Origin of the sequence: Novipirellula aureliae (assembly GCF_007860185.1) — a bacterium.
GTDB lineage: Bacteria > Planctomycetota > Planctomycetia > Pirellulales > Pirellulaceae > Novipirellula_A > Novipirellula_A aureliae.
In genome coordinates, this window is the sequence record NZ_SJPY01000009.1 from 60525 (window position 1) to 86413 (window position 25889).

General features: G+C 53.0%; 22 protein-coding genes. 6 read left to right on the plus strand and 16 right to left on the minus strand.

All coding sequences use genetic code 11. The features are described 5' to 3' along the window. Positions 1 to 62: 62 nt before the first annotated feature. Positions 63 to 452, plus strand: coding sequence for an IS66 family insertion sequence element accessory protein TnpA (gene tnpA / locus Q31b_RS24030; RefSeq protein ID WP_146602205.1), 390 nt, complete (start codon positions 63 to 65; stop codon positions 450 to 452). 141 nt (positions 453 to 593) lie between these two features. On the opposite strand, the gene Q31b_RS24035 is transcribed toward tnpA, so the two are convergent. Continuing rightward, a complete protein-coding gene (locus Q31b_RS24035; protein WP_146602206.1) occupies positions 594 to 2042 on the minus strand; it encodes an IS1380 family transposase in 1449 nt (482 codons plus the stop codon). Between the two features lie 155 nt (positions 2043 to 2197). On the opposite strand from Q31b_RS24035, the gene Q31b_RS24040 reads away from it, so the two are divergent. Then, positions 2198 to 2434: a hypothetical protein gene (locus Q31b_RS24040; RefSeq protein WP_197172218.1), complete on the plus strand. Its 237-nt coding sequence runs from the start codon at positions 2198 to 2200 to the stop codon at positions 2432 to 2434. Between the two features lie 336 nt (positions 2435 to 2770). On the opposite strand, the gene Q31b_RS24045 is transcribed toward Q31b_RS24040, so the two are convergent. The 8 genes from Q31b_RS24045 to Q31b_RS24080 form a co-directional block, all read right to left on the minus strand. Continuing rightward, positions 2771 to 4516: an ArnT family glycosyltransferase gene (locus tag Q31b_RS24045; RefSeq protein ID WP_146602208.1), complete on the minus strand. Its 1746-nt coding sequence runs from the start codon at positions 4514 to 4516 to the stop codon at positions 2771 to 2773. Positions 4517 to 4522: 6 nt separating this feature from the next. Next, a complete protein-coding gene (locus Q31b_RS24050) occupies positions 4523 to 5932 on the minus strand; it encodes an LptF/LptG family permease (RefSeq protein ID WP_146602209.1) in 1410 nt (469 codons plus the stop codon). Next, entirely contained in the window at positions 5929 to 8424 is a 2496-nt protein-coding gene (locus Q31b_RS24055) for a glycosyltransferase (RefSeq protein WP_146602210.1), read from the minus strand. The genes Q31b_RS24050 and Q31b_RS24055 overlap by 4 nt, the downstream gene beginning before the upstream one ends. 244 nt (positions 8425 to 8668) lie before the next feature. Then, complete coding sequence (locus Q31b_RS24060) at positions 8669 to 9763, minus strand: M56 family metallopeptidase (RefSeq protein ID WP_146602211.1); 1095 nt, start codon at positions 9761 to 9763, stop codon at positions 8669 to 8671. After that, on the minus strand, positions 9763 to 10146 hold the full coding sequence (locus tag Q31b_RS24065) for a BlaI/MecI/CopY family transcriptional regulator (RefSeq protein WP_146602212.1): 384 nt from the start codon (positions 10144 to 10146) through the stop codon (positions 9763 to 9765). The genes Q31b_RS24060 and Q31b_RS24065 overlap by 1 nt, the downstream gene beginning before the upstream one ends. Positions 10147 to 10213: 67 nt before the next feature. Further along, complete coding sequence (locus Q31b_RS24070) at positions 10214 to 11212, minus strand: DUF1559 domain-containing protein (RefSeq protein WP_231617817.1); 999 nt, start codon at positions 11210 to 11212, stop codon at positions 10214 to 10216. Positions 11213 to 11332: 120 nt separating this feature from the next. After that, a complete protein-coding gene (locus Q31b_RS24075) occupies positions 11333 to 12559 on the minus strand; it encodes a 1-acyl-sn-glycerol-3-phosphate acyltransferase (RefSeq protein ID WP_146602213.1) in 1227 nt (408 codons plus the stop codon). Between the two features lie 120 nt (positions 12560 to 12679). Further along, complete coding sequence (locus Q31b_RS24080; protein ID WP_146602214.1) at positions 12680 to 14290, minus strand: serine/threonine protein kinase; 1611 nt, start codon at positions 14288 to 14290, stop codon at positions 12680 to 12682. A gap of 174 nt (positions 14291 to 14464) precedes the next feature. On the opposite strand from Q31b_RS24080, the gene Q31b_RS24085 reads away from it, so the two are divergent. Further along, a complete protein-coding gene (locus Q31b_RS24085) occupies positions 14465 to 15193 on the plus strand; it encodes a TIGR04282 family arsenosugar biosynthesis glycosyltransferase (RefSeq protein WP_146602215.1) in 729 nt (242 codons plus the stop codon). 58 nt (positions 15194 to 15251) lie between these two features. Continuing rightward, on the plus strand, positions 15252 to 16415 hold the full coding sequence (gene thiO / locus Q31b_RS24090) for a glycine oxidase ThiO (RefSeq protein ID WP_146602216.1): 1164 nt from the start codon (positions 15252 to 15254) through the stop codon (positions 16413 to 16415). Positions 16416 to 16430: 15 nt separating this feature from the next. Here the strand turns inward: thiO and Q31b_RS24095 are convergent, their stop codons facing one another. From Q31b_RS24095 to hpt, 3 genes are read right to left on the minus strand one after another with little or no spacing between them, the layout of a single operon-like run. Further along, positions 16431 to 17543: a glycosyltransferase family 4 protein gene (locus tag Q31b_RS24095; protein ID WP_146602217.1), complete on the minus strand. Its 1113-nt coding sequence runs from the start codon at positions 17541 to 17543 to the stop codon at positions 16431 to 16433. Then, complete coding sequence (locus Q31b_RS24100; protein WP_146602218.1) at positions 17540 to 18883, minus strand: glycosyltransferase family 4 protein; 1344 nt, start codon at positions 18881 to 18883, stop codon at positions 17540 to 17542. Before Q31b_RS24100 ends, Q31b_RS24095 begins: the two co-directional genes overlap by 4 nt. Then, positions 18880 to 19428 carry a hypoxanthine phosphoribosyltransferase gene (hpt, locus tag Q31b_RS24105; RefSeq protein ID WP_146602219.1) on the minus strand — a complete coding sequence of 183 codons (549 nt, stop codon included), beginning with the start codon at positions 19426 to 19428 and terminating at the stop codon, positions 18880 to 18882. The genes Q31b_RS24100 and hpt overlap by 4 nt, the downstream gene beginning before the upstream one ends. A gap of 120 nt (positions 19429 to 19548) precedes the next feature. Here hpt and Q31b_RS24110 point away from each other — a divergent pair, with 120 nt between their 5' ends. Beyond that, positions 19549 to 19920, plus strand: a complete 372-nt coding sequence (locus Q31b_RS24110) for a hypothetical protein (protein ID WP_146602220.1) — start codon at positions 19549 to 19551, stop codon at positions 19918 to 19920. Between the two features lie 202 nt (positions 19921 to 20122). On the opposite strand, the gene Q31b_RS24115 is transcribed toward Q31b_RS24110, so the two are convergent. After that, positions 20123 to 21415 (minus strand): nucleotide sugar dehydrogenase, encoded by a 1293-nt coding sequence (locus tag Q31b_RS24115; protein ID WP_146602221.1) that lies wholly within the window; start codon positions 21413 to 21415, stop codon positions 20123 to 20125. Between the two features lie 284 nt (positions 21416 to 21699). Then, positions 21700 to 23199, minus strand: coding sequence for a hypothetical protein (locus Q31b_RS24120; protein WP_146602222.1), 1500 nt, complete (start codon positions 23197 to 23199; stop codon positions 21700 to 21702). On the opposite strand from Q31b_RS24120, the gene Q31b_RS28665 reads away from it, so the two are divergent. Beyond that, entirely contained in the window at positions 23198 to 23371 is a 174-nt protein-coding gene (locus Q31b_RS28665; protein ID WP_197172224.1) for a hypothetical protein, read from the plus strand. The two genes, Q31b_RS24120 and Q31b_RS28665, sit on opposite strands and share 2 nt — an antisense overlap. A gap of 221 nt (positions 23372 to 23592) precedes the next feature. On the opposite strand, the gene ispG is transcribed toward Q31b_RS28665, so the two are convergent. Both ispG and Q31b_RS24130 read right to left on the minus strand, forming a co-directional pair. Then, entirely contained in the window at positions 23593 to 24741 is a 1149-nt protein-coding gene (ispG, locus tag Q31b_RS24125) for a (E)-4-hydroxy-3-methylbut-2-enyl-diphosphate synthase (RefSeq protein WP_197172299.1), read from the minus strand. Positions 24742 to 24919: 178 nt separating this feature from the next. Continuing rightward, entirely contained in the window at positions 24920 to 25816 is an 897-nt protein-coding gene (locus tag Q31b_RS24130; RefSeq protein ID WP_231617818.1) for an ion transporter, read from the minus strand. Between the last annotated feature and the right edge of the window lie 73 nt (positions 25817 to 25889).

Below are 25889 nucleotides of genomic sequence, written 5' to 3' on the forward strand. Positions count from 1 at the left end.
ACCATTGTAGACGCGAGTGTTAAGGTGATGGGTTTCGCCACGTTTCTCAAACGGGAGATCCTATGTCTCAAACCAATGCCGCCCAAGCTTGGGACGATCGGCTCGCTCGATTCGATCGCCTCGACATCACTGTTCGTCAGTTCTGCCTCAACGTAGGTGTCTCGCAGGTATCTTTCTATTACTGGCGCGCGAAGCGTTGCGGCAGCCGCTCTGACATCGAGCATCACCAACCCAAATCGTTAGCAAGATGCATTCCGGTTTCTTTGGCCGTGCCTGAACCGCCAAAGCCGCAATCGGCGATGGCTGTGAAGATGGCTGTGGATCTGCCCGGTAGCATTCGTATCCGATGTTGGCCCTCCGCCGTTAGTTCCATTGTCTGTCTCTGGTCGGGGAACGTTTCGAGCAACACGAGTGAGAGGCTTGCCGCCAGATCGACAATGCAGGCTGACTAGCCCGGATTATTCACGAGCGTTCTGATTTGAGAACGTTTGAAAGAATTTGGGTGAGATTCGCTGGGGTAGGTGCTTTGGTGCTCGATCCGCGCGGACCGCCCCCTTACCCCCATTCAGAATTTCGTCTCGCCTCTGGCAGATTTAGGCACTGTTGAGGTCGGGCCGAGCGTAGCCCGATAGCAGATCCGCAACACGCCCCAGATGATTGGCCCACGGCCAACTCGATGAGAATTGCACGCGGACTCGCCGCGTGCGGACGATCACTCGGCACGCGACCTTGATCACGTGAGTCCGCCACGTGCAAGCGTGACCCTCTCCCAAAGGGTCGCGGCGACGGCGGCGAGTGTGATGACGACGCTTGACCCCAGGCGACTGAGCTTCTAAAGGAATCTCAGCATTGGCGAACTCATCAATCTCAGGCACTCTCTCGACAATCTGCCGAATTCGCACCAGCAAGTTCGCCGCAACGCTGTGCATCATCACGCGGAACAGATTGGCCATGTAACGATGGTCACTGAGGCGATCACAACACAATTCACACTTGAGTTCCTTGTTACGATTTTCGCTCTCGCCACGATCGGCGTACTCGTCATAAACGCCGCCCGGACAAACACTCACACCCGGGCGATTGGTAACCACAGCGCGGCGGTTAGTCCCTTGGGATTGAACCTCGCACTTGACCACGATGCTGCGAGATCGCGGCCAACCTTTCGCTCGGTAATCAAGCAAGAGGAAGTTCCGTTGAGACTCGCCGGAGGATTCGAACGCGGCCACACTTTGCTGCAAAAGCTCGCTACTTTCGCGTTTGACGCGTGCATTCATCTGATAGCCGATGCTGTAGAGAACGCCATCGAGCCGTTCCAATGTGTCATACATTTCAGGGACCGCGAACCCTGAATCGGCACGAACGTGAATGGTCACATGCGGGAATCGCTGGCGAATCTTTTCAATGACTCGGGCCAGATCGTCGGCAGCTCCCAAGCTGGCGTGAGCCGAGCCGAACAGCAAACTTGGCAACACGATCATGTCGTTCTCGGCACACGTGATCGCACGGACTTGATACTGGTACTGGTTGTAGAAACCGTGAAAGAGGACGAGTTGTTGATTACCGTGAGCAGGATCATCAAACGTATCGATATCCAGCGTGAGCTCGTTAGGCTCTTCGGTGAAGGACTCCACAAAACGATCGATGAACCAGTCTTCCATTTTGAGGAGATCGCCTGCAGTGACCGAGTTTTCCAATCGTGAGATCGTCGGTTGGCTGGCCAAGTCGTCGCCGTCGGGTGATTGTTCGGCGATAAGTTTGAAGACAGGATCGCTTCGCAAGGAGTCGTGGTCGTTCTGATCTTCGTATCCCGCGATGATCCCGAAGATGCGTTGACGAACGATCGACAGAGCGGTGTGAGTGGGGTCGGATCGCGGGTCGGAGATGAGGTTCGCCAGGGATTTTGTCCAACCGAGTTTTTGATCGAGCTGATAGAAGGCGATCAGTCCGCCATCGGAGGATAGATTCTCCTCGACTTGCTCAAATTCGATCGGTTTATTGTCCCAAAAGCCCAAGACAAATTGCTGCGCAGACTGTAAACTCATGAAGGGTCTTCCTTGTTTGTCGAAAGTGCTTTGTTGTTAAACACTTAGACGCAAGAAAGGCCCTTTTTGTTTGGTGTCTCGTGAATAATCCGGGCTAGGGGTTTTATGACCGAATCAGTCATGCATGGGATCTGATCGCGGACGGGAGAGAGTGCGTGGCTCGCGAGCGTGATCCGGAATCACTTGCATTGAATCAGGGCGAGTCGGTTTTGGAGATCGGATTTGGAACCGGCCATTCCTTGGTCGCGTTGGTCGATGCGGTTGGCAATGCGGACAGTGTTGCGAGCGTCGATACTTCCTGGGGAATGCGGGACGTTGCAATGAAACGACTGGCAGCGATCGGCAAGACCAGCGTTGGCCGAGATCAATTGGTAAGTCAAGTTTCACCCTAGCCCGGAGCCCGAAACATCCGCTGCCGGTGGCGCGTGTCACCGGAATGGATGGCAACCGAACCATTCGTGGTGCGTCAAGGTCTCGTTTTGGGGCGTGGACGAGGTAACGAGTCCTTACCGATGTGACCGCCGAATCGGAGGCGTCGTCCTGACTTTGGACGATGGAAAGACCATCCCGCTTGCACCGTCGTCGCACCGTCGTAATCGACGGCTTCGCGAACGTTCAGATTAACAGCTGCAAACGGAGCGCCCCATTTTGTCGCCTTCGGGATCGGTGTGTACTCGGCACCCGTTTGAAACTGGTGTCGCTTCGCTCCGCCAGCCGCATGAAACGAGTTAACGACTCACCTTTTCCGCACAAGCGACCGATCCAGCGGTTCGGATAACTCGTGTCGCTTGATAGACGTGTTGGTGTCGCGGCGAGGCGGTCAACCGATGTGTTGCTTCAAGCTTCTGGCGAGTCCGTTCGATCCGAGCGTCGTCAGTGACCAGAATAAAATCGTCTTGTTCTGCCGCGAAGCCAACGAATTCTTCTTCGCACTCGATCGGAAAGGCTAACGTTTGCTGTGTCGACAAATGAAACCTCGCGCCGTGCGAGTTTTCGCCAAAGAATACAATCACCGCCTTCGGATGGGTGCCCGCTACTCGCTGTGTTTCGACAAAAACCGATCGTTCGTTTGAAATCGTTGGTAGCAAAACCGTCGACACGAGCATCAACACTCCGACCGCAACCGCTGTGGTACCGGCCCAAGCCAAGCGACCGAAAGCGATGTCGCGATTCCAATGGATGACGACAAAAATGCATGATGCAACGCAAACGATCGACGCGAGCACATCGACAAGGAAAACACTGTCGTTGAGGAAGATATTGACGCCCGTTACCGCCGCACAAGAGGCCAACAGAATCAGCGTTGCTCGCTGCGGGAATGGCTTTAAATAGTTCGTGATCCGATCGACGGACCCGGCTCGAAATACGGTCTGATCTAGCATGACGCCCATCGTCAGACAAAGAAATGGTAATGCGGGCAAAATGTACGTTGGCAATTTGCAACGGGCTGCCGAAAAGAAGGCCAACATCCAGAACGCGGCGCAAACGAGAAAGCCGAGATCCTTTGACCTTAGCGAGCGTTTCCGATTGCTCGAACTGACTAAAAACACGCCGACCGACGGTAACAACAACGAGGCTGGGAACATCGCCGCGAATACCACTGGCACATAGAACCAAAACGGTTGTTCGTGGTTTGATCCCTGCATGAAACGTTGGTAGTTATGTTCCCAGAAGAAATAGTCCAGGAACTGGGGATTGAATTTCGCCACTGCGACGTACCACGGAACGCACACTGCGACCATCGGCATGACAAACGCGACCCAGTGCAAGACCCGAGTGCGACTGTGATCGGCTCGCAGCCAACCGCTCACCACGAAAGGCGGCGCACACAACACGAATGCCAAAGGGCCTTTGGTTAGCACCCCCAAAGCGCAAGCTACCCCCGAGACCATCCACCAACCCGGGCGATGGTCTTTGCCTCGCACGGCGATGTAGCCGGAAAGCAAACAAGTGGTCGTAAGGAACGCCAGCAGCGAATCCAAAATGAGAAACCGACCCGCTAGCATAAATCCGCCACATAGCGATAACGACATTGCGCCCAGCCAAGCCGAACGACGTCCGACAATACGACTGCCCCAACCGAACGTCAGGCTTATCGTCGCGAGGGCCGCTAACATCGACGGCAGTCTCGCTGCCGTTTCGTTCGTACCGAACATCTGGAACGACAATGCCGTCAACCAATACATCAAAGGAGGCTTATCCAGATATGCTCGCCCGTCAAGCGTCGGCGTAACCCAATCACGAGCTTCATTCATCTCAATCGCAATCTGTGCGTACCGTGTCTCATCAGGTTCGATCAACGGGTATGCCAAGTTTGGCATCAACACCACGCAGGCAGTTAGTATCAACGTTGCCCAGGCAACGAGCCGTTGCTGTCGGGACCAGCTCGAAGCGACGGAAGCTGCGTGCTGAGTTCGGGCGGGAAAGTGCTCTCTCCATACTCGCCGCAATTTCGATTTGTAAGGTACATACATAAGAAGTCACGCGGGTTGATAAACAAGTCGGCGCATCATCATGATACTGACGACGATAAACAGTAAATTGGCGATCCAAACACCTTGTGGGAACAATTGGCCGCCCTTCGCCATGTCCAACGTCAAAGCGAAGATTGGGTAATAGATCAGCACCGTTGGAAGAAAGACGAGGCCAAACGTCGTCATGGTGTCGGACGTTTTCATGCGGATCGCCAGTGGAATGCCAATCATCGACATTGCCAGACAAGTGAATCCGCTGGCCCAACGCCGATTCATTTCCGTATCGAGACGATGCACACGTTTTCGGCTTTGCTCGACACCAGCGTCACGTGCAATCGCATCGGAATCGCTGATTTCGTCGAGGTGGGAGGACAGCAGACTGAAGCCAACGCGGACGGCGATTTCGTTCTCTCGGCACCGCACGTCGTCGGATTGGCGCAGCGACGCCTTTGGCAAATCTCGCATGGACATATGAGAGGGATGTGCGGTCAGCAAGTTGTGACTCGATTCCAACCCCAGTGGAATGGTTTGCACAAACGTGTCTGGGAAATGGAACGACGCCACACCACCGATGTCTGCTTTCCCGCTGGTAATACTTACTTGCAGGCTTTCGTCGTCAGGACGATAGGTCAGTTGTGCGGTGCGGGCGGTGATATGGACTGGTTCGGCCCCCGTTCGCAGGATTTTGATTTTCGGTTCAACCAAATCACGTCCTTGGACATCGCGAACCGAGATGGAAAAGCAGTCGTGCTGAAAGTTATGATCACGGCGGAGTTTGTTGTAAGCGATTTTCTCGACCGATGATAAGGCAACACGCTGAACCCCATGGAATCCCCAAGTAAACGCAACGTTAATCAGCCCCACGGTCGCGATGCTTATGATGGCGGTCAACACGATGGCGGGAACCATCGCCGGCAACAACGAGATCCCCACCGACTGCATCGCAACCAATTCGTTGTCTGCTGACATACGACCATAAACGCTGCAAACACTGAACAAAGCTGTACCGGGAACCGCTAACGAGAGAGCATTGGGAAGAGAAAACGGTATCAGCTGCATCACGCCCACTGGCCCGAGTCCTTGATTGATCGCCTCACGTGCTACACCGACGAACATCACCAACGTCGTGATGACAAACAACGACACACAAAATAGGGTGATGAGGTCGCGAGTGATCCGAAGCGGGATCGTCCCCAATATGCTGATCTGGCCAACCCCTTTCGTCTCCACTCTCCCATCCTTATGCCACGCCCGACGGGCGTTTGTACACTGGATTGAAGCTTGACGACGGACCTTATCTCTTGCCTCCAATCGTCCTGCCATCTGCTGAATGAGCAGCGAATCACGAGGGTTGCATTCATCCGAGCAGCGGAACAAAGGTCGCACTGCAAAGAACCATCGAATCAACCACATCATCGCTGGGCTCCTTGGGCTTGGCCATCGGGCACCAAGGCCATTTGCGGCGGGCTTGCTGTGTTGGTTGCTTGGTAGATCAGCGCCGATCCGCGGTGCCCAATTTTGGTCAGTTTTGCAGTCTTAGGCAACTGATCGGCTAGATCGTTCGGCCCGATGAGGTCATCGACGATCAAGATCGACATTCCTGCCTGCGAAACGAAGTCGGCTACACCCGTGTCATTCACATTCAAAAAGTTCGGGATATCTCGCCTTTCCAAATAGAATGGCACTTCGGAAAATTCATGGTCGATGGTTGCAATCGGCAAAGACTTCGCAACCGCCAACTGATCGCCCAAAGGCGAGGTTTCGCCAAACAGCGTTTGCGAGCGACTATACGCAGGCACCATTTGGTGCATCACCATCACGGTGAAAAGGAAAGCTGCTCCGGTCGAAGAAGCCCATGCAATCTTGGCTTGATGACGGTCGGCCATTGGCAGCAATGAAACCATCAACCACATCGCCCAAATGGTTGCCCACCCGAACAACGCAAAGTTGGAATCTCCGGTCCAAACGACGACGAACAAGACGAACGAGACTCCTGCGACACAAGTGGTGGCGGTCGCCGTTCGTGCAGACCACAACCGAGCGAAGAAGAATTCGGTCGGGTTGCCCGAGTCTTGTAGAATTTCATTCAGGTAGTGTCCGAGCATCAGCGCCAAAGGTGGTGCGGCAGGCAACAAATAGGTTGGCAACTTGCAAGCGGAGATCGAAAAGAACGCAAAGCACCAAAGACTGTACAGCAACATAAATCCCAACGCCGGTGGACGTCTGGCTCGAGTCGTTTCACCACGTCCAACTAAAAACTTGGCGTAGGGTATTGTCAAGAACGACCAAGGATGGCCGGCAATCAGCAGGACCGGAACAAAGAACCAGATCGGCTTTGGATGAAACTCTCCGGCGAAACGTGCGAAATGATGTTTGTAGAAGAATTGGCATAAGAAAGTCGGATCTTGCTGATGGGCGAGGATGAACCACGGCATGGCAATCATTGCCGCGACAGCACCGAGTAAACCATAGTGCCACCACCGCGGTTTCGCGTCTGCTTCCGATAGCCAGGCAAACGCAAACACCGGCGGCAGCCAAAGCGCGATTGCAATCGGACCTTTCGTTAGCAACGCCAAACCGATGAAAACGGACGACGCGATCCACCAGCCGAGCACTAATTTCCCCCTGCCGCTCGGAACGCTTCGAGAAGAAGGGTTCACGCGGATCGCTTCATAGGCAGTGAACAATGACAGGGAAACGAACAGCGTCAAAACGCCGTCGAGCAATAGGTACCGACTCGTAAACGCAAAGCCGACCGACAAGAACAACACCACTCCGGCGAACAGACCAACTCGCCGCCCAAATATCCGTGAACCAAAGAACATTGTGCAAGCGAGAGTCGCCAGTGCTGCTAGCGACGGAACCAATCTCGCCGATGCTTCACTGATGCCGAACAATTTAAAGCTGATCGCACACAACCAATACACCAGCGGCGGCTTGTCGTAATAGGTATGGAAATTCAACTGAGGCAAAATCCAATTGCCCGTTGCAATCATCTCTCTGGGGATTTCGGCGTACCGCGTTTCGTCGCGGTCAATGAGAGGGTAACTGAGATTCGTCAGCATGAAGACCGCAGCAATCAGAAGTAGTCCAATTTGCAGCATAGGAAGTCGCCAGGACTTTCGATCCTCCGCCTCGTCGGCCGAGATGGCGACACTCTTCACCCAATTGTCTACGGGGCGTGGCGCCACAACCGCTGGGAACTGAATCTCGTTCCACCAATATCGAGTCAGCGACGTGAGGACCTTCGGGATGTGCTGTACCGACACGGTGCTCTCGCCCAACATTCGCGGTCGATGCGACACGCCGACTTCACAGACACTGCAACCGATTCGCCGAGCCTGAACCAACATCTCGGAGCTTACCAGAAAACCATTGCCGGCAATCTGAATCCTCTTGGCCACATCGCGGTGAAACAATTTCAACGCGCAATCAACGTCGCGAACACCCGTTCCTAGCGTTAACCGAACCAGTAAGTTGTAGACCTTCGAGTACAAACAACGTAGCGGTGTGTCCTTGCGGTCGATGCGATAACCACAAACGATGTCGTAGCGATTCGACAACAGCACGAACCGATCGAGTTCTGTCAAATCGAACTGGCAATCCGCATCTGTAAACACGACCAAGTCGCTGTCGGCCGACGCAAATCCCGATCGGATTGCAGCGCCGTAGCCCTGGTTGGGCGAATGCTCTACCAACCGCACGTGATCATTCGCCATCGCCAACTTGCGAACAATACTTCCTGTGTCATCCGTGCTCCCATCGTCGACCACGATAATTTCATAGTCAACGGTGAGTTGTGAGAGTGCAGCGTCCGCTTCCGCGACGGCCGTGGCAATCACCTCGGCTTCGTTCCAAGCTGGTAAGATCAGTGAGATTGACTTTTGGTTTTGATCGTTGTCGTGCATCCTTGCACCCTTTTCTACGATGGTCTTAGTAATTCAGCCGATGCGAAAAGTACGATGGGTGACGGCATTGCCGCAACCCCAACTTTTAAGTAGTTAGTAATTCGATGCGAATTGCCGCTCGCCTTCATCGGTCCGGTTATCATTTTTCCGCGCGGGCGAGGCCCATCGCGGTGGGCCGTTTGCGCTCGTGGTCCCAATCGCCACGCCGTAGAACGAAAGAAGAAAGCTTCACAGCGTGTCCGGCTTAGATATCCTCGTACAGCAGTTCATGCATGTGCACGCCGTCTTCGAACATTTCAAAATCGCGAACATGCAGGTTTGCTTGATGCAATACCCCGGCTGTCCATGTCGGCCATGGCGACCAATCACTTCGCTGTGACGCCATTGCGTTGGTCGGCAACCAAATTTGCTGCATGATCGCCGTGCAAAGCAATAGGCCAGCCATTGCCGCGATCGGTCGCCATCGCGATTGTGGCTTTTCACTCTCGGCCAATTTGACCAATCGGTTACTGCGACGGATCAAGGCACTGGGCTGATTGCCGAATGCCAATGTCCCCTCCGGTGCGTTGGTACACGATACGCCACTGCAACGCTCGGCAACTTTGGCTAGCGTCCGCAAATAGGCGCTGAACTTACCGGCGGTCTTCGCTGCCACCTCATCACATAGGTACTCTCGTGTCAGTTCGGCTCTATCAGCAGCCATCCAGACCAACGGATGAAACCAGAACAGCGTCGAACAAACGCCCTGCAGGAAATGTTGCATCGGGTGCTGCGTTCGTAAGTGCTCGATCTCGTGTAACAGAACGTGTCGCAACGTGAGTTCATCATCGCTGAGCAGAAAACTCGGCAAGACGATCACCGGTTGGTGCAACTGCCAACAGAACGGCCCCTGGATTTTATCGCTCGTTAGAATTGAAAGTTTGTCGTCGTCATGCGACGTTACGTTAGCTCGTGCCAGCAACTCCACTGCATCAATGGGCTCACAGTGCATTTTCAAGAACCGCAACACCTCGAAGCATAAAATCACGCGACGCAAAATCGAACGAGTGGCACCAATCATCCAAACGCTAGCCAGGACAATCGAAAATCGGGTTTGCCAAACGACGACGCCTAACATGGTTTCGCGAGAAAAGCCACCAGGGAAATGCAACAGTCGACGATGTGGCAATAGAAATGCGGTGGCGACCAGGACAATCACACCAACGAAACAGATCGTCCACAACCGGCACTGTGATCTGGCGTCCGCGACCCATCGCTGCAACAGAAACGTGGCCAAGATCACAACCGTGATTTGCAAGCACAATGCGCAACCAACTTCAAACACAAGCCGGGAATCCACTACGAATCTCCCAACTGGTCAGCCGCTTGCTTCACTGCAGCGATATCGTCAGCAGAAACCGAATTGGATTGCAGCAGGCTGAGCACTAACGACCGCGTCGAACCACCGAACAATTGGTTGGCCAACGATTTGATCATGCCCTCGCGAACCTGCTCTCGCGACACCATGGCTATGTAAGTGAACGCTCGGCCGATCTTGGGCCCGCGGCGAACGATCTTTTTGTCTTCCAAGATTTTCATCGTCGTCAGCACGGTCGTATACGCCAGATCACGGTCGATTGCTTCGACAACATCACTAACGGTCACGCTGGCCTTGTCCCAGACAATGTCCATGACTTCCGCTTCACACTTGGTCAACTCAACGAGTTTTTCGGTTCGTGACATTTTGGAAATATATCGTAATGAATTTATGGATTTAGAAATGGAATGCTGCGAGAGAGGGGCGAGCAAATCACCGGTCACGCAACTTCGCCCATTGGTGATACAAAGGCAAGTCAACGTCTTCGGTGACAAACGATACGTGCCCATCACCCCACAAGAAGTTCGCACCACTGGGATGACGGCTCGAATAATCACACTCATCCGCCAGCGGGTTGTTGATACCTTCGAGAGCCGATCCGACCAAACGCGCCGCAGCGTCTTCACCGGCCAAATCAACACCCAACCAAGTCGAGGGCACTTGCGCCATCATGCGTTCGCCAACGATGATCGTGTTGGAAAGTCCGCGAGCGAAATCGCGAAATCGAACCGGCCTGTTTTCAAGAAATGCACCGTCCCCGAGCGGGGCGGGAACCGAATCGTCGGCTTCCATCGTTCCAAACATCCCGACGTAGTTGGCGGTGGGTAAGCGAACCAAAGGTGACGTTATCGAAGGCTCTAACACGTGCAACATGGCAGCCGAAAAGTCATTGCCTTCTTTCTCGTCATCCTCTTTATCCCCATCCTCTTCGTATAACACGAAGGTTGGCTCGGTGATATCTGACGGGCAAAGCATGATCGGCAACGGAGTCGCGCGGACGGCGTCGTGAACGGGAGCGCCAACGCGTTGTTGACAATCCATGCGGCTGAACAACGCGGGCTGCTCCAGATACGGAAGCAATGGCACGGCCCAACCGTATGCTGACTGGATACTGGGATCGAACTTCCATCCGACCGGCAAAGTCCCGTTGGCGTCGTGATGGTTGTGTAAAGCCAGCCCAATCTCGCGCAGATGGCTGGTGCATTGAACTCGCCGAGCCGATTCGCGTGCAGACCCGAGCCCCGGAAGCAAAAGGCCGGCAAGCACGCCAATTATCGATACGGTAACCAACAATTCAAGCACGGTGAAGCCAGCTTGCGGAGCAAACGGGGAAGCGTCGAGGTGCCAGCGGGTAGGTGGTTGGTGCATCGTCGATTGTCCACGTCCTTGCGGGTTGAAAAGACAATAATACGAAACCTTTAGTTGTTTCACAACCCCGTTTTCTTATCCCCTAGCCCGGATGATTCGCAGACTGTTTTTCGAGCAATGAACGTAAACGCTTGAAGGCGTAGACGTTGGCAAAACAATTTGCAAGCCCATGAATCATCCGGGCTAGGCAACCGGGCGGGCTTCGCCGGAGAGATTTTCCAACAAAGCGGTTAACGATTCGCGGATCGATGTCAAAATGGGGTCTTCGACTCCGCGCGGAGCTTTTTCAGCGGGAACATTGATCGATTCATCGACTTCGATCACCGCATGCAGCGGGATACTCGAATCCGCTTTTCCAAACAGGGTTTCCTGCATCCTCTGGATCGTCTCGACAAGTCGCATGTCGGTAACGGTTTCCTCCTGCAAGTAATTATCGGGGTACGAGAATAATTCCTGAGCCAAATCGGCGGCAGCCAAATCCCCTCTTAGCGCTCGTTTCTCTTGGTCGTTTGGATTCCTCGAGAACCATCGCGTGTGGACTTCGCTTCGGATAACTCGCACTCGAGCGCGAACGTTTGATTCATTGGCGTCCGATACGGCATTCTCCAACTTCATCCGCTGTTCAGTGCTTGAGAGCAAATGTTCAATCAATTCGTCTCGTCTTGCCGGCAAAGGCCCGGTGCGCGACTTGCCGAAGTACTCGACTTCTCGCAATGCTAGCAGTGCTTCGACAACACGAAGGGTTCGCCCCAACAGTGGTAGGCTCACCGGTTTCTGCCAGCCCAATTGCGATTCGATTTGGCTAAGCTGAGCATTGGCCCAATCATCAATTTTGTCAACGCTGAGGTATTTGATTGCGACCGGATGAACGACGGTTTTGCCACCATCTTTTTTGTGTCGGCGGCGCGATGCCGTACGAGCAATAAAGGTGACACCTTCAAGCAGCGGCTTCAGTGCATCGTTGGTTCGATTGGTAGTGCCTTCGGGAAAGAGGATCAAGGCCCGATGGGCTTCGACAAGTATTTCGATGGCCGTTTCGAGTGCTTGTCGATCGGAGCCTTCACGAAAAATGCTAAAACCGCCCATTCGGTTAATGGCAAACGCATCAAACCACCCATTGTTAAACAGGTGCCATGACGCCATGGCGTAAACATGACGTCCGGAATGTCGAGAGCACCACCCCAGTACCAATGGATCGGCATAACGGCAATGATTTGGAGCCAACAAGACGCCAGCACCCGATGCAATTGATTGTTTCAACCGCTCGATGTTGCGGCAATCATAGCTGACCACCCCCTCTTTCTTTCGCAAATAATAATCGAAGATGCGAAATTTTTGGATGAACGCTGGCCATAGGTCGTTGCGGTTTGGCGGGATAAATTGGTAGGGCCGATCAAGAATGACAGTCAAGGCTGGGAACTCTCTTCGTGGCGACGAGGCTTTGTCAAAAGGGGGCTGACCCTTTGCAGGCCATTCGTTTTGGTCATTTGGGGTTTACTTGGAGGGGGAGCCCTCCGGTTCGGACAAAGCCTAGGAAGTCAGACGCGCCAAGTAAAAACCGATGGCGATGGCGATGATGAACAGCGCAAATGCTACCGCACCGAGTAGCAAGGGGTCGACCCCATTTTGTTTTCGGTAGCGGCCCGACCGATTTCCCGATTTGCTGCCTCGACCGCTTCGCTCGTCGGGATGCCCATAGATGTCTGATTCATCGCCGAGGTGGACGCCCGAACGCCCGGACCGGCCAAGGGTAGACGGCGATTGTGTGAACTTGGACGATTCATCTACTTTCGATGCATCGCTCGCTCGGGATGAGGAGGATCGGATGCTTGAACTTGGACGATACCCAGACTCGGCTTGAATATCAATAAAGCTACCATCCAATAAATCGGGACGCGGTCGCACGTTGACCATTCGCCCACTATCACTGCTGCTGATCCCATCACCGTGGAGCAATGCGGAGCGAGCACTCGAGATCGAACCTGAAGATTCTCCTGCCGGGTTCGTGGATTTCGAACTATCGTCCAAGCCTAGTGACGAAGAACTTGCCGATTCGTCGTACGAGGGCGTTTCTCCCAAACCAGCGACCAAGTTCGCGCCACGTGGCACCCGAGCAACAAATCTCTCCAGGACTTCCGCGATATCCTTTGCCGTTTGATAACGATACACAGGGTCTTTTTGTATCATCTTGACGCAAATGCCTTCTAGCTCGCCTGCGCAATCAGGACGCAAGGTGCGAATCGAGGTAGGCATTTCGGTTTGATGTTTCGCAATCCTTTGGGCCAACGTACCCTCACTAAACGGCGGACGCCCGGTAAGCAGATAATAGAACGTGCATCCGAGTCCGTAGATGTCGACACGATGATCGACCGTATGACTGTTGAGCGCCTGTTCGGGTGCTAGGTAGTCAGCGGTGCCCAGCACGTTTTCGTTGTTGGCGACCGTTAGTGAGTCTTCTTCGCCAGCCAAAACGAGTGCCAATCCCATGTCGAGTAGCCGCACCCGGCCGCTTTCATCAATCAATAGGTTGGCTGGCTTGACGTCGCGGTGGATCACGCCACGCGAATGAGCATGCTCAAGCCCTCGTGCCGCTTGAGCAATCAGGTCGGCAGCCGTTGAAAAATCGAGCGGCCCATCACGTTTCACGAGTTGATGTAAATCGAGGCCGTCAACATATTCCATGACAATAAAGTGAACGTCCCCTTCGTTGTCGATGTCGTAGGCCGTGACAATATTGGGATGATTCAGCGAAGCAATCGCCTGCGCTTCCAATTGGAACCGGGCTAAATAAGTCGAATCGTGAACTCGTTTTTTGGGCAGTACTTTTAAAGCCCGTTTGTCGTGCAATCCAACGTGTTCGCCAACGTAGACACTGCTCATTCCGCCGGTGCCGATGTGCCCGAGCAACTTGTAGCGGCCAAGGAAAAAACCTTTGTATTTTCCAGCCAGTAACTTATCGAGATGCCACTGCGTCAAAAGGCCTTGCTTTTTGAACACCATTGCCAACTTACGAGCATCTTCGGGCAACCCCCCGTCTAGCTTCGCGCGGACCTTCATGATCAAGCGATCGGATTTCGCTTTACTCACAAGACCGCTTTTCTCGACCATTTCGAGGAATCGTTGCGAGGTGATTTTAGGCATTTAGAAAGTAGGTAGAGCGTGGCACAGGGGGGGTGTGACAGCCTAAAACGGGATGGACGATTTGCATAAAGCATATACCATTAACGGCTTGCCGGTGTGTATCGTAACGAAAAACTCTTCATACGCTAACGTCTAGCACACCATGAGCCTAGTTTTAGCTGATCGGATGTAAAGATGCAAAACCGTTCGAACCGAAAAAACGGATATGCGACAATCGCGATCATGGCGAAATACTGGAATGCTGGGGACGTCAAAACTCGACTTGGAAGTTCGATTGGGATGGCCGCGGCAGCTCATCTACATCGAATTTTCACGCTTTTTCTCTGTCAAACACTAAACGATGCCGCTGACCGTCACCTGCTTGCGATCACACCGCTGTCACAGCAATCCCATTTTGCCAATGCCTTGAAAACTCACGTCCCTAACAATAAATGGCATTTAGTCGATCAGGGCATTGGCGATTTAGGCTCACGGATGTCCAATCTTTTTCAAACCCAATTCACCAATCTCGCCGATTCCGCTCCGCTGGTTCTGATCGGGGCCGATTGTCCACTGATTGACCCTTCCACCGTTCGCGAAGCCACCGATCGTTTGGCCGAGCATGATGTCGTTCTGGGGCCGGCTGTCGACGGTGGTTACTATCTAATCGGTCTGGCGGCACCTTGGCGTGATTCCTACGATCGTCTATTTAGAGAGATGCCTTGGGGATCAAGCCACGTGCTCGAAACGACTCGAAAACGTATTCAGACGGGTCGTTTGACCTGCCATCTGCTTTGTGAACGAGAGGATGTTGATACGGTAATTGAACTGAATCGTTTACGGTCTCATCTCAAATCCGCTCGAAAATCAAACGATCGACTTGCCAAGCTTGCTAATTCCATCGATCGCATACTGATTGAATGATCTCGGCCGCTCGCGTCGCGAAAGATGACGATGTTCACTCCACCAAATTAAATCTGTTATGTCTACTAAAAAAACTGATTCCAACCAACGTTCGACGATGAGCCCCGACAGCCCTCTGGTTACCGTCGTCGGTGGTGGAGCGATCGGTATGTCAATCGCTTGGGAATTGAGACGTCGTGGCAAGCAAGTCCGACTTATCGAACGCAATCGCATTGGCGATTCAACGTCACGCGTTGCGGCCGGAATTTTGCCACCCGCGAATTTAGAAACGGCAACGGATGCGATCGATCGACTACGTGGATACAGTCATATGCTGTTTCCAAAGTGGGCGAACGAATTGTCCGAAACGACCGGAATGGATATCGGACTACGTCGCTGTGGCGGTTTCTACCTTGGCAACACGGCGGGCGAGAAGGCTGTCATGGCGGGCATGGTCCATTTTTGGAATGACATGCAAATTGAATGCGACCACATTTCAATCGACCAATTGGTGGCTGCGGAACCGGCAATCGCCCGGTGGCTTTCAAAACTCTCAAATGTTTCGGCATGGTGGGTGCCCGATGAGTACCAGGTTTGTACCCCCGCGTACCTCCAGGCTCTTCATCAAGCGTGCCAGCAAACTGGCGTTGAGATCATCGAGCAAACCAACGTGACAGACTTGCGATTCAGTGCGGATTCGACCGCCGTTTGCACCGAGTCCGGCTGGATTGAATCCGCGTCCGTCGTCTTGTGCGGCGGAAGTTGGACAGGGTTGGTTTGTGAATCGCTGGGACTCTCCGAAGCGCTGATTCCGATCCGCGGCCAGATTTTGGTATTCAAAACCGATCAACCGCTTCTTCGATCGATTGTCAACATCGGAAATCGTTATCTGCTTTCCCGCGACGATGGGCATTTGTTGGTCGGTTCGTGCGAAGAGGAAACCGGTTTCGATTGTCGCACGACCAAACCGATGATCGAATCGCTGAAGCAATTTGCGATCTCGATCATTCCAGAATTGGAAGCCGCAACCATTGTCGAAGATTGTGCAGGGCTCCGACCACTTACGTTTGATGGGTTCCCTATGATCGGTCGACACCCCAAAGCCTCAAACCTCTTCGTCGCAGCCGGCCATTACCGTAGCGGAATTCATTTGTCGCCCGCGACGGCCGTGTGTATGGCGGATATCGTATTAGGCAAAAAGCCGCCACTTAATCTAGATGCCTTCCGTGTTGGTTCATCCTGACGACGAGGGGCCTTATCAAGACCCGCTACGCTCTTTCATCCGTTCGTACAACTCGGCGTGACGATGCACCATTGACTCCACTGAAAATTGATCACGAATGCGTTTTATGGCACTCTCTTTGAATTGTGCCCTTCGGGAAGGATCGTCAAACAATTGGTTTGTCTGGCGTGCTAAATCCGCTGTATCCCCCACCGCAAAAAAACAACCCGTTTGATTTGGGACAACCAAATCGCGATTGCCAGGGATATCGGATGCAATCACAGGAACTCCGGCCTGCATCGCTTCGATTACCGCATTGCTTTGTCCTTCATAATCGCTCCCGATCCAAAATGCGTCCGCGTGTGGCAATAGCTCGGCAACATCGTGGCGCAAACCGCAGAATCGAACTCGATCGGGAGTCGTCACCGAATCACGAAAACGCAATAATTCACCACGCTGAGGCCCATCACCCACAATCACTAGCGACGTATCCTCGCGAGCGGTCGCCAATAATTCGGCAGCCCAAATCAAATCACGATAGCGTTTTTGCGGCCACAAACGGCCTACCGCCAAGATCAAACGGCGTTTTGGGTCGACACCCAAACGGCGACATGCTTCGTCACGATCAATGTCGGTGCCGCCACGTGGCATGATCCCATTTGGGATCACATGAAACAGAGTCCTTGAAATTCCATGCGATGCATAAAAATCAACCACCCCGTTGCTATTGCTTGTTATCGCGCTGGAGCATTTGGCCAACTGACGATCAATCATAAAATGCGCCTCCGTTTTCCAGGGGTCAACGCATCGTTCGCTGCCGATAATGGTTGGTACGTTCGCCATCCGTGCTGCCGCGCGGCCAAAACTATTTGCGGCGAACAACCAGGTATGAACGATATCAGGGCGAAGCGACTTGAGTTTTCGGCGCAACCGGAACAGGGCACTTGGGTCGGCTTTGAAGCGTTTACCAATCAGCGTCACCGGAATTCCCGCAGCCCGCAGCCATTCGCTTCGCGGACCGTCACGCGTCAATAGGACGACGTGGACATCAAACGAATCACGCGGCAAATGGTTTGCCAATAAGCATAGTTGTTTCTCCGCACCACCCCGATCCATCGTTGGTATGACAAGAGCCACTCGAACCATCATGAAGCTGCCTCGATGGAGGAATTGGAAGAGCGATTTGACCGTTTTGGCGAATCCGAAGAACGTTTCAGTCGCTGAAACAAATCGAGGTAGCTTTCGATAACTTGACTTTGAGGCCGAGTACGGAGCAAGTGCCGTTTTAGCTCGATCGCTTTCGCTCGCCCCGCTGGTAAATCGTCAAGAATTTCACGAAGGCCCGCTCGTAACGACTTCGTCGTCGCGCCAGAAAACAGGCGTGCAAGGTTGGGTCCATTCCCAATCTTTTCATTCCCGATCGAAGCGTTTCCAATGGCGGATCGATTCATCCCCAACACCGAACGCACCGCTGGTGTGTCGATTGCGACGATCGGAAGCGCTGCCGAAACCGCTGTGGGAAGAAACGAGTCCAGTCCATCCTCATCGGCTTGAACGTACACATCCGCCGCCGTGTACACGTCCGATAAATCATTAAACGATCCGGGCATCGAGATCGAGTTACGAACCCCATCCCCTCGAACAAAATCGTGCATTGAATGGCGATTCGGGCCATCACCAATAAACCAAATCCTCAAATCGGGATATCGAGCAATCAAAAGCCGTGCGGAACGAGCGAGCAAATCCATTCCTGAATCTCGCTGAAACCTACCACAACATACGACGACGGGCGTGTCAGGCATCGTTCGTAAATCAGTGTTGATATTTCCAAGTCGCCGCCGGGCGATGGTCTTCTCGCCGCTCGGTTTCCGATCGTCCGCCTCATCTAAAATCCCCAAAGTCAACTCATTGGGCAACCCGATCGATCCAGTGAATCCGATTGGAATTCGCTGGATTTTCTCGGCGGCGATCCCTTTGCCCAACAGCAACCGTTCGCTTTGGGCGTCCTTCACGACGACACAATGAGCCAGGTTTGCCGCTCCCGCACATCGCCGCGCCAGTCGTGAAGACTGCCACCAAGCAGGGTCACTTTGGCTCCCATATTGAGAGCTGATTAAGACGATTTTCGCAGCGGAACCAGCAGCCGCTTCGACGACGGCCAGTGCCTCTTCACGAATCGAATCGCAAACCACGATATCGAACGATTGGATATTCGTTTTTAGCCAGGTTGTCAGATGACGGACATAGCGGCCCATCGACCAATCACTTCGCGGAGCCATTGCCGGTCGATGCACCACCATCTCGCGGTAAACAAATCGCTCAGGACACGAAGCCGAATAGCGTGGCGTAAGGACTTCAACACGATGTCCGGACCGATCCTCTGCGCGATGCAAGTCGGTTGCCAATTGAACCAAAAAGCCTGAGGAATCAAAACATGCCAATGGCCAAAAGTGACGGCCGACCAATAGAATTCGCCCCGTATGATTCACCGTTGTTGTTCCGCTGCGGTTGCTGCAATCTCATCGGGTTCGAGGACCGCCAAATAGGGTAAATTCCGATACATGTCTAAATAGTCCAAGCCGTAACCAACGACGAATTCATCGGGAATCTCAAAAGCGACAAAATCGGGTCGCAATTCGACGCAATGAGCTCGCTGCTTGTGAAGCAAGACCGCCGTCTTGATGCTTGAAGCACCACATTCCTCAAACATCATCGTTTTCAATCGGTCGAGTGTCCTGCCAGTATCGAAGATATCATCGACTAGTAACACATCTTTTCCAGCAACGTCAATCATCATTTGCGAATCAACGTGTAATTCCCCCGAAACCGTGCCGCCCCGGTAGCTCGATGCCTGAACCACTCCTACTCGCTGTGGCATCGACAAACGGCGGATCAAATCAGCAAACAGCACTAAGCTTCCTGTCATCACAGCGATTACCGTAAGTGGATGACGGCTACCATAGAACTGGTCAATTTCATCCGCCAAACGGTGGACGCCGTCATTTAACTCGGTCTCATCAAGAAGAACACGCATTGTAATCTAGGGGGTTTAGGTTTGGGTTGCCAGCTGATTCGAAAATCGCGGTTATCAGAATTATAAAATGCCGATGAAAGAACGACACGATTCTTTCCCTTGTTGCCAATTTTTTATCGTATGACAAATTCTCAACGTTTGGCAGTCGTTCGCAACCACCTCAGCCGCTGGATCGCAGGCGTTTCCGGTAGATCATTGCAGGAAAATGGCGATTCGGGAATAGTGTCTGAATCGATGTTGATCCGCGACGGTTTCTTCTGCGGTCGCTGTTTCCAAGCCAATGGATTTCGTGCTGTGTGGTTTATGGAAGAAGATGAGCTGAAAATCTACGCCGACGATGGCAAACTTCAGCGGGTTTTTAGCGGTACAGAAATCACGGCAAGTGCAGAAAACCAAGTCGTCAAACCAGAAACCGGGCGAGAAAGGATCTTGACCATTCCTCAACAACAGCCCGAGGAAGAACAACAACAAACGCACCGCCGAGCCGCTTAATCGAAGCGGGGGCGCCCAAAAGCTTGGTGTGGAGGCGTTCGACCTCCCTAAGCTTCGCTTCAGAGAGCTGCTTAGGTTCTTCAGCGAAACGGATAAGTTGCATGAATTCTAAATCGGACGATCGGTAACGGTGGGACAAAAAGGTTTCGGATGGCTACTGTACCAAACCCGAATCTTGAGCACTCGCGTCCGACACATCCACCTAGGCTTTGGTTACGTTTTGGGTACGTTCTAACTTCGCGGTCACGTTTCGTGTGTCGATGACAAGTTGTGACCAATCGACGAGTTGTTGATGGTCAACATTGGCGTGAGCGGTCGAGATGATCGCCGCATCGAAACCGGCTACGGTAGCCTGGTCCCATGCAACACTTTTTTTCCCAGCCCAATGGCCATGTTCGCGGCTCGGTCGAATCACTGGGACGTACGGGTCGTAATAAGCCACGTCAGCACCGGCAGCCTTTAACGCATCCATCAAAACATAAGTTGGTGATTCGCGGTCATCGTCCACGTTGGCTTTGTAAGCAAGACCGACAAGCAGGATTTTGCTACCGTTGATCGGCTTCTTCACTCCATTGAGTGCATCACCTGTTTTTCGCACAACGTGCTGGGGCATCGACGTATTGATCTCGCCCGCCAATTCGATAAACCGCGTCGCTTGGCCAAACTCACGTGCCTTCCAGGTCAAATAGAACGGGTCGATTGGAATGCAATGACCACCGAGACCAGGGCCAGGATAAAACGCCATGTAGCCGAACGGTTTCGTTTTGGCCGCTTCGATGACTTCCCAGACGTCAATTCCCATCGCGTCGTAAACGACCTTCAGTTCATTGACGAGCGCAATGTTAACGCTTCGAAAGATATTCTCGAGGAGCTTGGTCGCTTCCGCCGCCCGACAACTACTGACAGGCACAATTTTCTTGATCGCCCTGCCGTACCACTCTTGCGCTTTTTCGCTGCAAGCCGGCGTGAGCCCGCCAACCACTTTGGGGATAATCGCCACTTGGCTATCGGGGTTACCGGGATCTTCACGCTCAGGAGAAAACGCCAGATGAAAATCCTTGCCCGCCTTCATGCCCGATCCGCTTTCGAGAACCGCTCGTAAGTCTTCGTCCGTCGTCCCGGGATAGGTGGTTGATTCCAGAACGACCAAGGTACCTGTTTTTAGGTACGGCGCGATCGCTTTACCAGTCTCTAGAATGTAAGAAATATCGGGTTCGCGGTTCTTGCCTAGTGGGCTTGGCACACAGATCAGGACCGCGCCACACTCGGCAACACGGGAAAAATCGGTTGAAGCTGACAAACGACCCGCCGAGACCTGCTCCTCAATGGACTCCGCCGTGATGTGATGGATATACGACTTACCCGCGTTGATTGCGTCCGTTTTCGCAGGATCGATGTCTAAGCCTAGGACATCCGTTCCGCAGCGAGCGAATTGAAGTCCAAGGGGTAAACCAACGTAGCCAAGGCCAACGATGCCAAGCAGCGATTGTGTCATGAGAAAGCCAAACCGGACGATAGGATGAAGAGGAATATGCAGGATAGCGATTGAAGGGTAGTCTGATTTCCACTCGCTTCCATTGCAACACGACGAAGTTCGATCGGTGGCGAATCAATGAGCCACGAAAACGAAGCTAACGATTCTGCTGATTAACCGGATATGGTTTCAGGCGAACTCGTTCAATCGCACGCCCTGTCAGACGGCGTGATGCCAAATGCAGAGCGCGTGGGGGGGACCCACGCGATGAAGCTAACCAACAAACCGATGCAGCATCGATAAACCTATTGGAACGTTGGATCGTTGTCTCGTCCGTAGACCGCTAACACCGTTTCGAACGTTTCCGATTTGATCTGATAGTCGGGTTGCGAATCGGTGTGCCGATTGCAATGGTCAACCAACACTCGGTAAAGGAAGCGAAATAGATGCCGTGGGACGCGCAGCGATTGAAACGCTGCCAGCATTCGTTGGTAGCTCAAGTCGTCTTCAAAAAGGTCTTTGGGCTCCGGCGACTTGCCTTCTTGCGAACAGGCAATCATACGGGATCGTGCCACATCGTAGAGCGCCTCTCCCGTCCACTGAAACGCCGGAATGACATTCTGTTTGTCCAAACGCGCACGCTCATGAAACTCTCTCGTTTCCCGTTCCACTTCTCGATGTAGCTCCTGCGGCAGCATCATCTTGAAACCCATGCCGGGATGTTTGAGTAGTTTGTTATCCAACAGAGGCCAAACGAACTTTTGCATCCGCTCAGGTTTGCCGCCCGTCATATGCGGCTCATCCACTCGGTCCATCAAAACGATGATCCCGGTGTAGCCAAGATGGTTCAAGATGCCTTGAAATTTGTTAAGCAATTCGTATCGGTCGTCCGTCCGATCGAATCGCGGCAATGGTTGACTCGCTAACTCTCCGGGTGGGATCGCTTCAAGTAATTTCCGTACGGAGTTGGTTTCACGTTTACCAACTCGCATATGCTTATGAATCCCTAACGCGGCGGTTTGGCATTTGAACATGCGGATCAAGTGCGGAGCCCAACCGATGAGAAGCAAGATCGGTAGTAGCCAAAGCGTTGCTAGTGAACGGGTGGCCCCTTCGGCGACCGGCCGGGTAAACATCCACAAGACAAAAATCACGCTTAACAGCGACCAAGCAATCGCGCCATAAAACGGAATCTTGGTCTGCCAGTTCGTGTATTGCAAATGCTTACGTAGCGAGTCCCAGCGATCTTGAAAAGTCGAATCGGTCGATTGATCGTAACAGGCGGCGAGTAAAAGTAGGTCCCGCGACGATGTGCGATCGAGCGTACGGATCGAGGCGTCGTCAAGCGTTTGTTTCTTGGAATCCGAGTTTCCCTTCAAAATCCGGTCAACCAAATCGGTCACGCCAATGCACAAGATGGAGTCGACATGATCCCACAATCGCCATGCATCGAGCACTTTTTCCGGTTTCTTGGCGACTCGCCGACTCAGCCGTCCACTAAAATGATCTAGGAACGGATTGAAGTCATCGTAGCGAATGACAAATACCCGTTTGCCTGGATTCTCGTCGTTGTACCTGGTGAGATGACGATCGATTTGCAAACGCATCGCGGTTTTACCGGAGCCTTTCGGACCAAAAATGATTGAGGTCGATGGTTCCGTTGGATCGCCGTAGACTTTATCCCAAATCGGATGATAGGCATTGCGAATACAATGCTCTTTGAAGACCTGGTCGGTCTGAGCATCCTCTTCGGCAAACGGGTTGCGAACGATGCCGTGATGTTCGAGAAAAGATTGAATATTCATGCTGATTTCGTTGATGGAGTCGTCGTGTCTCTCCGAGCCACAAAATATCGCGTCTCGGAGAGACGCGGCTACTGAGCATATCGCGTCTCGGCGAGACGCGGCTACTGAACTATCGCGTCTCGGCGAGACGCGGCTACTGAACTATCGCGTCTCGGCGAGACGCGGCTACTGAACTATCGCGTCTCGGAGAGACGCGGCTACTGAGCATATCGCGTCTCGGCGAGACGCGGCTACTGAGCATATCGCGTCTCGGCGAGACGCGGCTACTGAGCATATCGCGTCTCGGTGAGACGCGGATAGTGAGCATATCGCGTCTCGGCGAGACGCGGCTACTGAACATTTTGCCAGATGAAAGCAAAATACAGTAGGGGGGCGTTGCCGAAGAGCCTTTACCTACCTCTTTGCCTCAATGATGGCGTCTAGTTCCTGTTGCAACTTCGGCAGAATTTCATCGTATCCAAACGCACCGAGTGCCTCGGTACCGCGTTTCAGATTCACTTTGGTCGGACCGCACCACAAACCAAGATCCGCGTCGTCCGTTTCTCCAGGGCCGTTGACCCGGCATCCCATCACGGCAATCGTGATCGCGTAATCCTTTGCATACTCGGTCATCTCTTTGACATTGGCAGCCAGATCGATGAACGCTTCGTTCTCCACTCGCGAGCAACTTGGGCAACTGATGATATTCAGTTTCGTGTCATCAAACACGACCACCGAGCGAACACGTCCCGCATAAATATCTTCGATGATCGATTTGCCAGCAGCAATCTCTTCGGGTTTTCGATCATTGGGAAGAGTCAGTGAAACGCGGACGGTATCGCCAATACCTTTGCCAATCAATTGCTCGAACGCGATTCGCGTTTTGACGATTCCATCGGGCGGCATCCCGGCTTCGGTGACGCCGAGGTGTAGAGGAACATCGGGCCGCCGCTGAGCAAATCGTTTGTTGACTTCGATCACGTGACGCGGATCGCTGTCTTTCAGTGAAACGACGTAGCGATCAAAGCCAAGCGAGTCGACAAACTCACAATGCTCCAGTGCGCTTTCGAGCATTGGCGTGATCGAATCACTGGGGTCGTATTTCTCTTTTTTCTCTGGATCGACGCTTCCACAGTTCACTCCGATGCGAATCGCACAATCATGCTCCTTCGCTTGGTTGATAATGAAGCCGACCTTTTCTTGCCATGATTTGTCGCGTTGATGATGATACAAATGCCCTGGGTTGTAACGTATTTTATCGACAAACGGTGCCACAAGCTGGGCTAGGCGAAAATTTTCCTGCAGATCAACGGCTAGGTTGGCCGTGGTTTGTTTGCGAATTTCAGCAAGAGCGGCAGCATCTTTTTCACTGTCAACTGCAATGCGGACCACCCCAGCACCACGAACGCGAAGGGCTTCTGATTGAGCAACCGTGGCGTCAATATCTTGCGTCTTTGTGGCTGTCATACTTTGTACAGCTATTGGGTGCCTGGAACCAATGTGTACACTTCCAATGCGAACGGGACGCGTTTCGTTTCTCTCGATAGTCATGAATGCCAATATTTTGCGTGCGTGGCGGGTTGTGTATGTTTTTAACGATTTAGACAGTGTGGCGTTTTGACTCAGCACTTCTTTTGGGTCTGAATTCGATGGCATGCGCTTCACCGACGAACTTTAATCACTGCTTCGCTAGTCGAGCGGCTTTCTTTGTCATTTGCCCCATGGCATTTTAAGTCGCTCGCTAGCCTTCATTGACAGCTTCGCTTTCTTCAAACTCTCCCAACGGTGTGCCACATCGGTAGCAGTAGCGTGCTTCATCAGGGTGATCGGACGTTTCACAGGTTTGGCAGATTCGCCGCGATTTCAGCCCGTTTACTTTGGCCCCAACAATTTCCGCACTGACAAACCCCGTGGGCACGATGATCAAACTGTAACCAAGCAGTATCAAGGCAGCGGATATAAACTTACCGATTACGGTCCTAGGCACAACATCTCCGTAGCCAACGGTTGTCATCGTCACGGTGGCCCAGTACATCGCCTGAGGAATCGACGTAAACTGCGTATCTGGTGTGACGCCGGTATCCGGGTCAACATTAAACGTCAACGTCTCGACGTGGTACATCAGCGATCCGCTAATGGTGACGGCAACCAAAATCACGGCCAAAAAAACCACGATTTTGTTTCTTGCCCTCCAGATCGCTGTCGACAATTCGTCCGCCTCGTTCATCATCCGCCACAGCTTCATGACTCGGAAAACTCGAAGCAAACGGATGCTCCGGAGCGTCATCAGCGATCGCGACGAGTTGCCAATGACAATTTCCAAGTAGCCAGGGACGACGCTTAGCAGATCGATAACCCCCCAAAAACTAAAGGCGTATCGCAGTGGGTGCCGCGAACAGATGAGTCGGAGCACGTACTCGATCGAAAACAAGACGGTCAACCCCCACTCGGCATAATAGATCGCCGGTTGTTGATTCCGCTTAAATCCTTCAACGGTTTCGAGAGAAACGAAAAAGATGCTCGCCAGGATCGCGACGAGCAAACCGATGTCGAACCATCGTCCCGCGGGGGTTTCCGCTTCGAAAATGACGTCATACATCTGCTGCCGCCACGGCGACGAGAGCGGTCTTTGGCTCATTCGCCGCCTTGCGGTTTTCACCCCATGCGTCGACGACATTTGGTTGGAACTGACCATCAAGTTAAAATCTGGC

Coding starts and splice junctions, on each gene's coding strand:
- tnpA (WP_146602205.1), top strand. CDS start 63: ATGTCTCAAACCAATGCCGCCCAAGCTTGGGACGATCGGCTCGCTCGA.
- Q31b_RS24035 (WP_146602206.1), bottom strand. CDS start 2,042: ATGAGTTTACAGTCTGCGCAGCAATTTGTCTTGGGCTTTTGGGACAAT.
- Q31b_RS24045 (WP_146602208.1), bottom strand. CDS start 4,516: ATGTATGTACCTTACAAATCGAAATTGCGGCGAGTATGGAGAGAGCAC.
- Q31b_RS24050 (WP_146602209.1), bottom strand. CDS start 5,932: ATGATGTGGTTGATTCGATGGTTCTTTGCAGTGCGACCTTTGTTCCGC.
- Q31b_RS24055 (WP_146602210.1), bottom strand. CDS start 8,424: ATGCACGACAACGATCAAAACCAAAAGTCAATCTCACTGATCTTACCA.
- Q31b_RS24065 (WP_146602212.1), bottom strand. CDS start 10,146: ATGTCACGAACCGAAAAACTCGTTGAGTTGACCAAGTGTGAAGCGGAA.
- Q31b_RS24080 (WP_146602214.1), bottom strand. CDS start 14,290: ATGCCTAAAATCACCTCGCAACGATTCCTCGAAATGGTCGAGAAAAGC.
- Q31b_RS24085 (WP_146602215.1), top strand. CDS start 14,465: ATGCAAAACCGTTCGAACCGAAAAAACGGATATGCGACAATCGCGATC.
- thiO (WP_146602216.1), top strand. CDS start 15,252: ATGTCTACTAAAAAAACTGATTCCAACCAACGTTCGACGATGAGCCCC.
- Q31b_RS24095 (WP_146602217.1), bottom strand. CDS start 17,543: ATGATGGTTCGAGTGGCTCTTGTCATACCAACGATGGATCGGGGTGGT.
- hpt (WP_146602219.1), bottom strand. CDS start 19,428: ATGCGTGTTCTTCTTGATGAGACCGAGTTAAATGACGGCGTCCACCGT.
- Q31b_RS24110 (WP_146602220.1), top strand. CDS start 19,549: ATGACAAATTCTCAACGTTTGGCAGTCGTTCGCAACCACCTCAGCCGC.
- Q31b_RS24115 (WP_146602221.1), bottom strand. CDS start 21,415: ATGACACAATCGCTGCTTGGCATCGTTGGCCTTGGCTACGTTGGTTTA.
- Q31b_RS28665 (WP_197172224.1), top strand. CDS start 23,198: ATGCTGATTTCGTTGATGGAGTCGTCGTGTCTCTCCGAGCCACAAAAT.
- Q31b_RS24120 (WP_146602222.1), bottom strand. CDS start 23,199: ATGAATATTCAATCTTTTCTCGAACATCACGGCATCGTTCGCAACCCG.
- Q31b_RS24130 (WP_231617818.1), bottom strand. CDS start 25,816: ATGAGCCAAAGACCGCTCTCGTCGCCGTGGCGGCAGCAGATGTATGAC.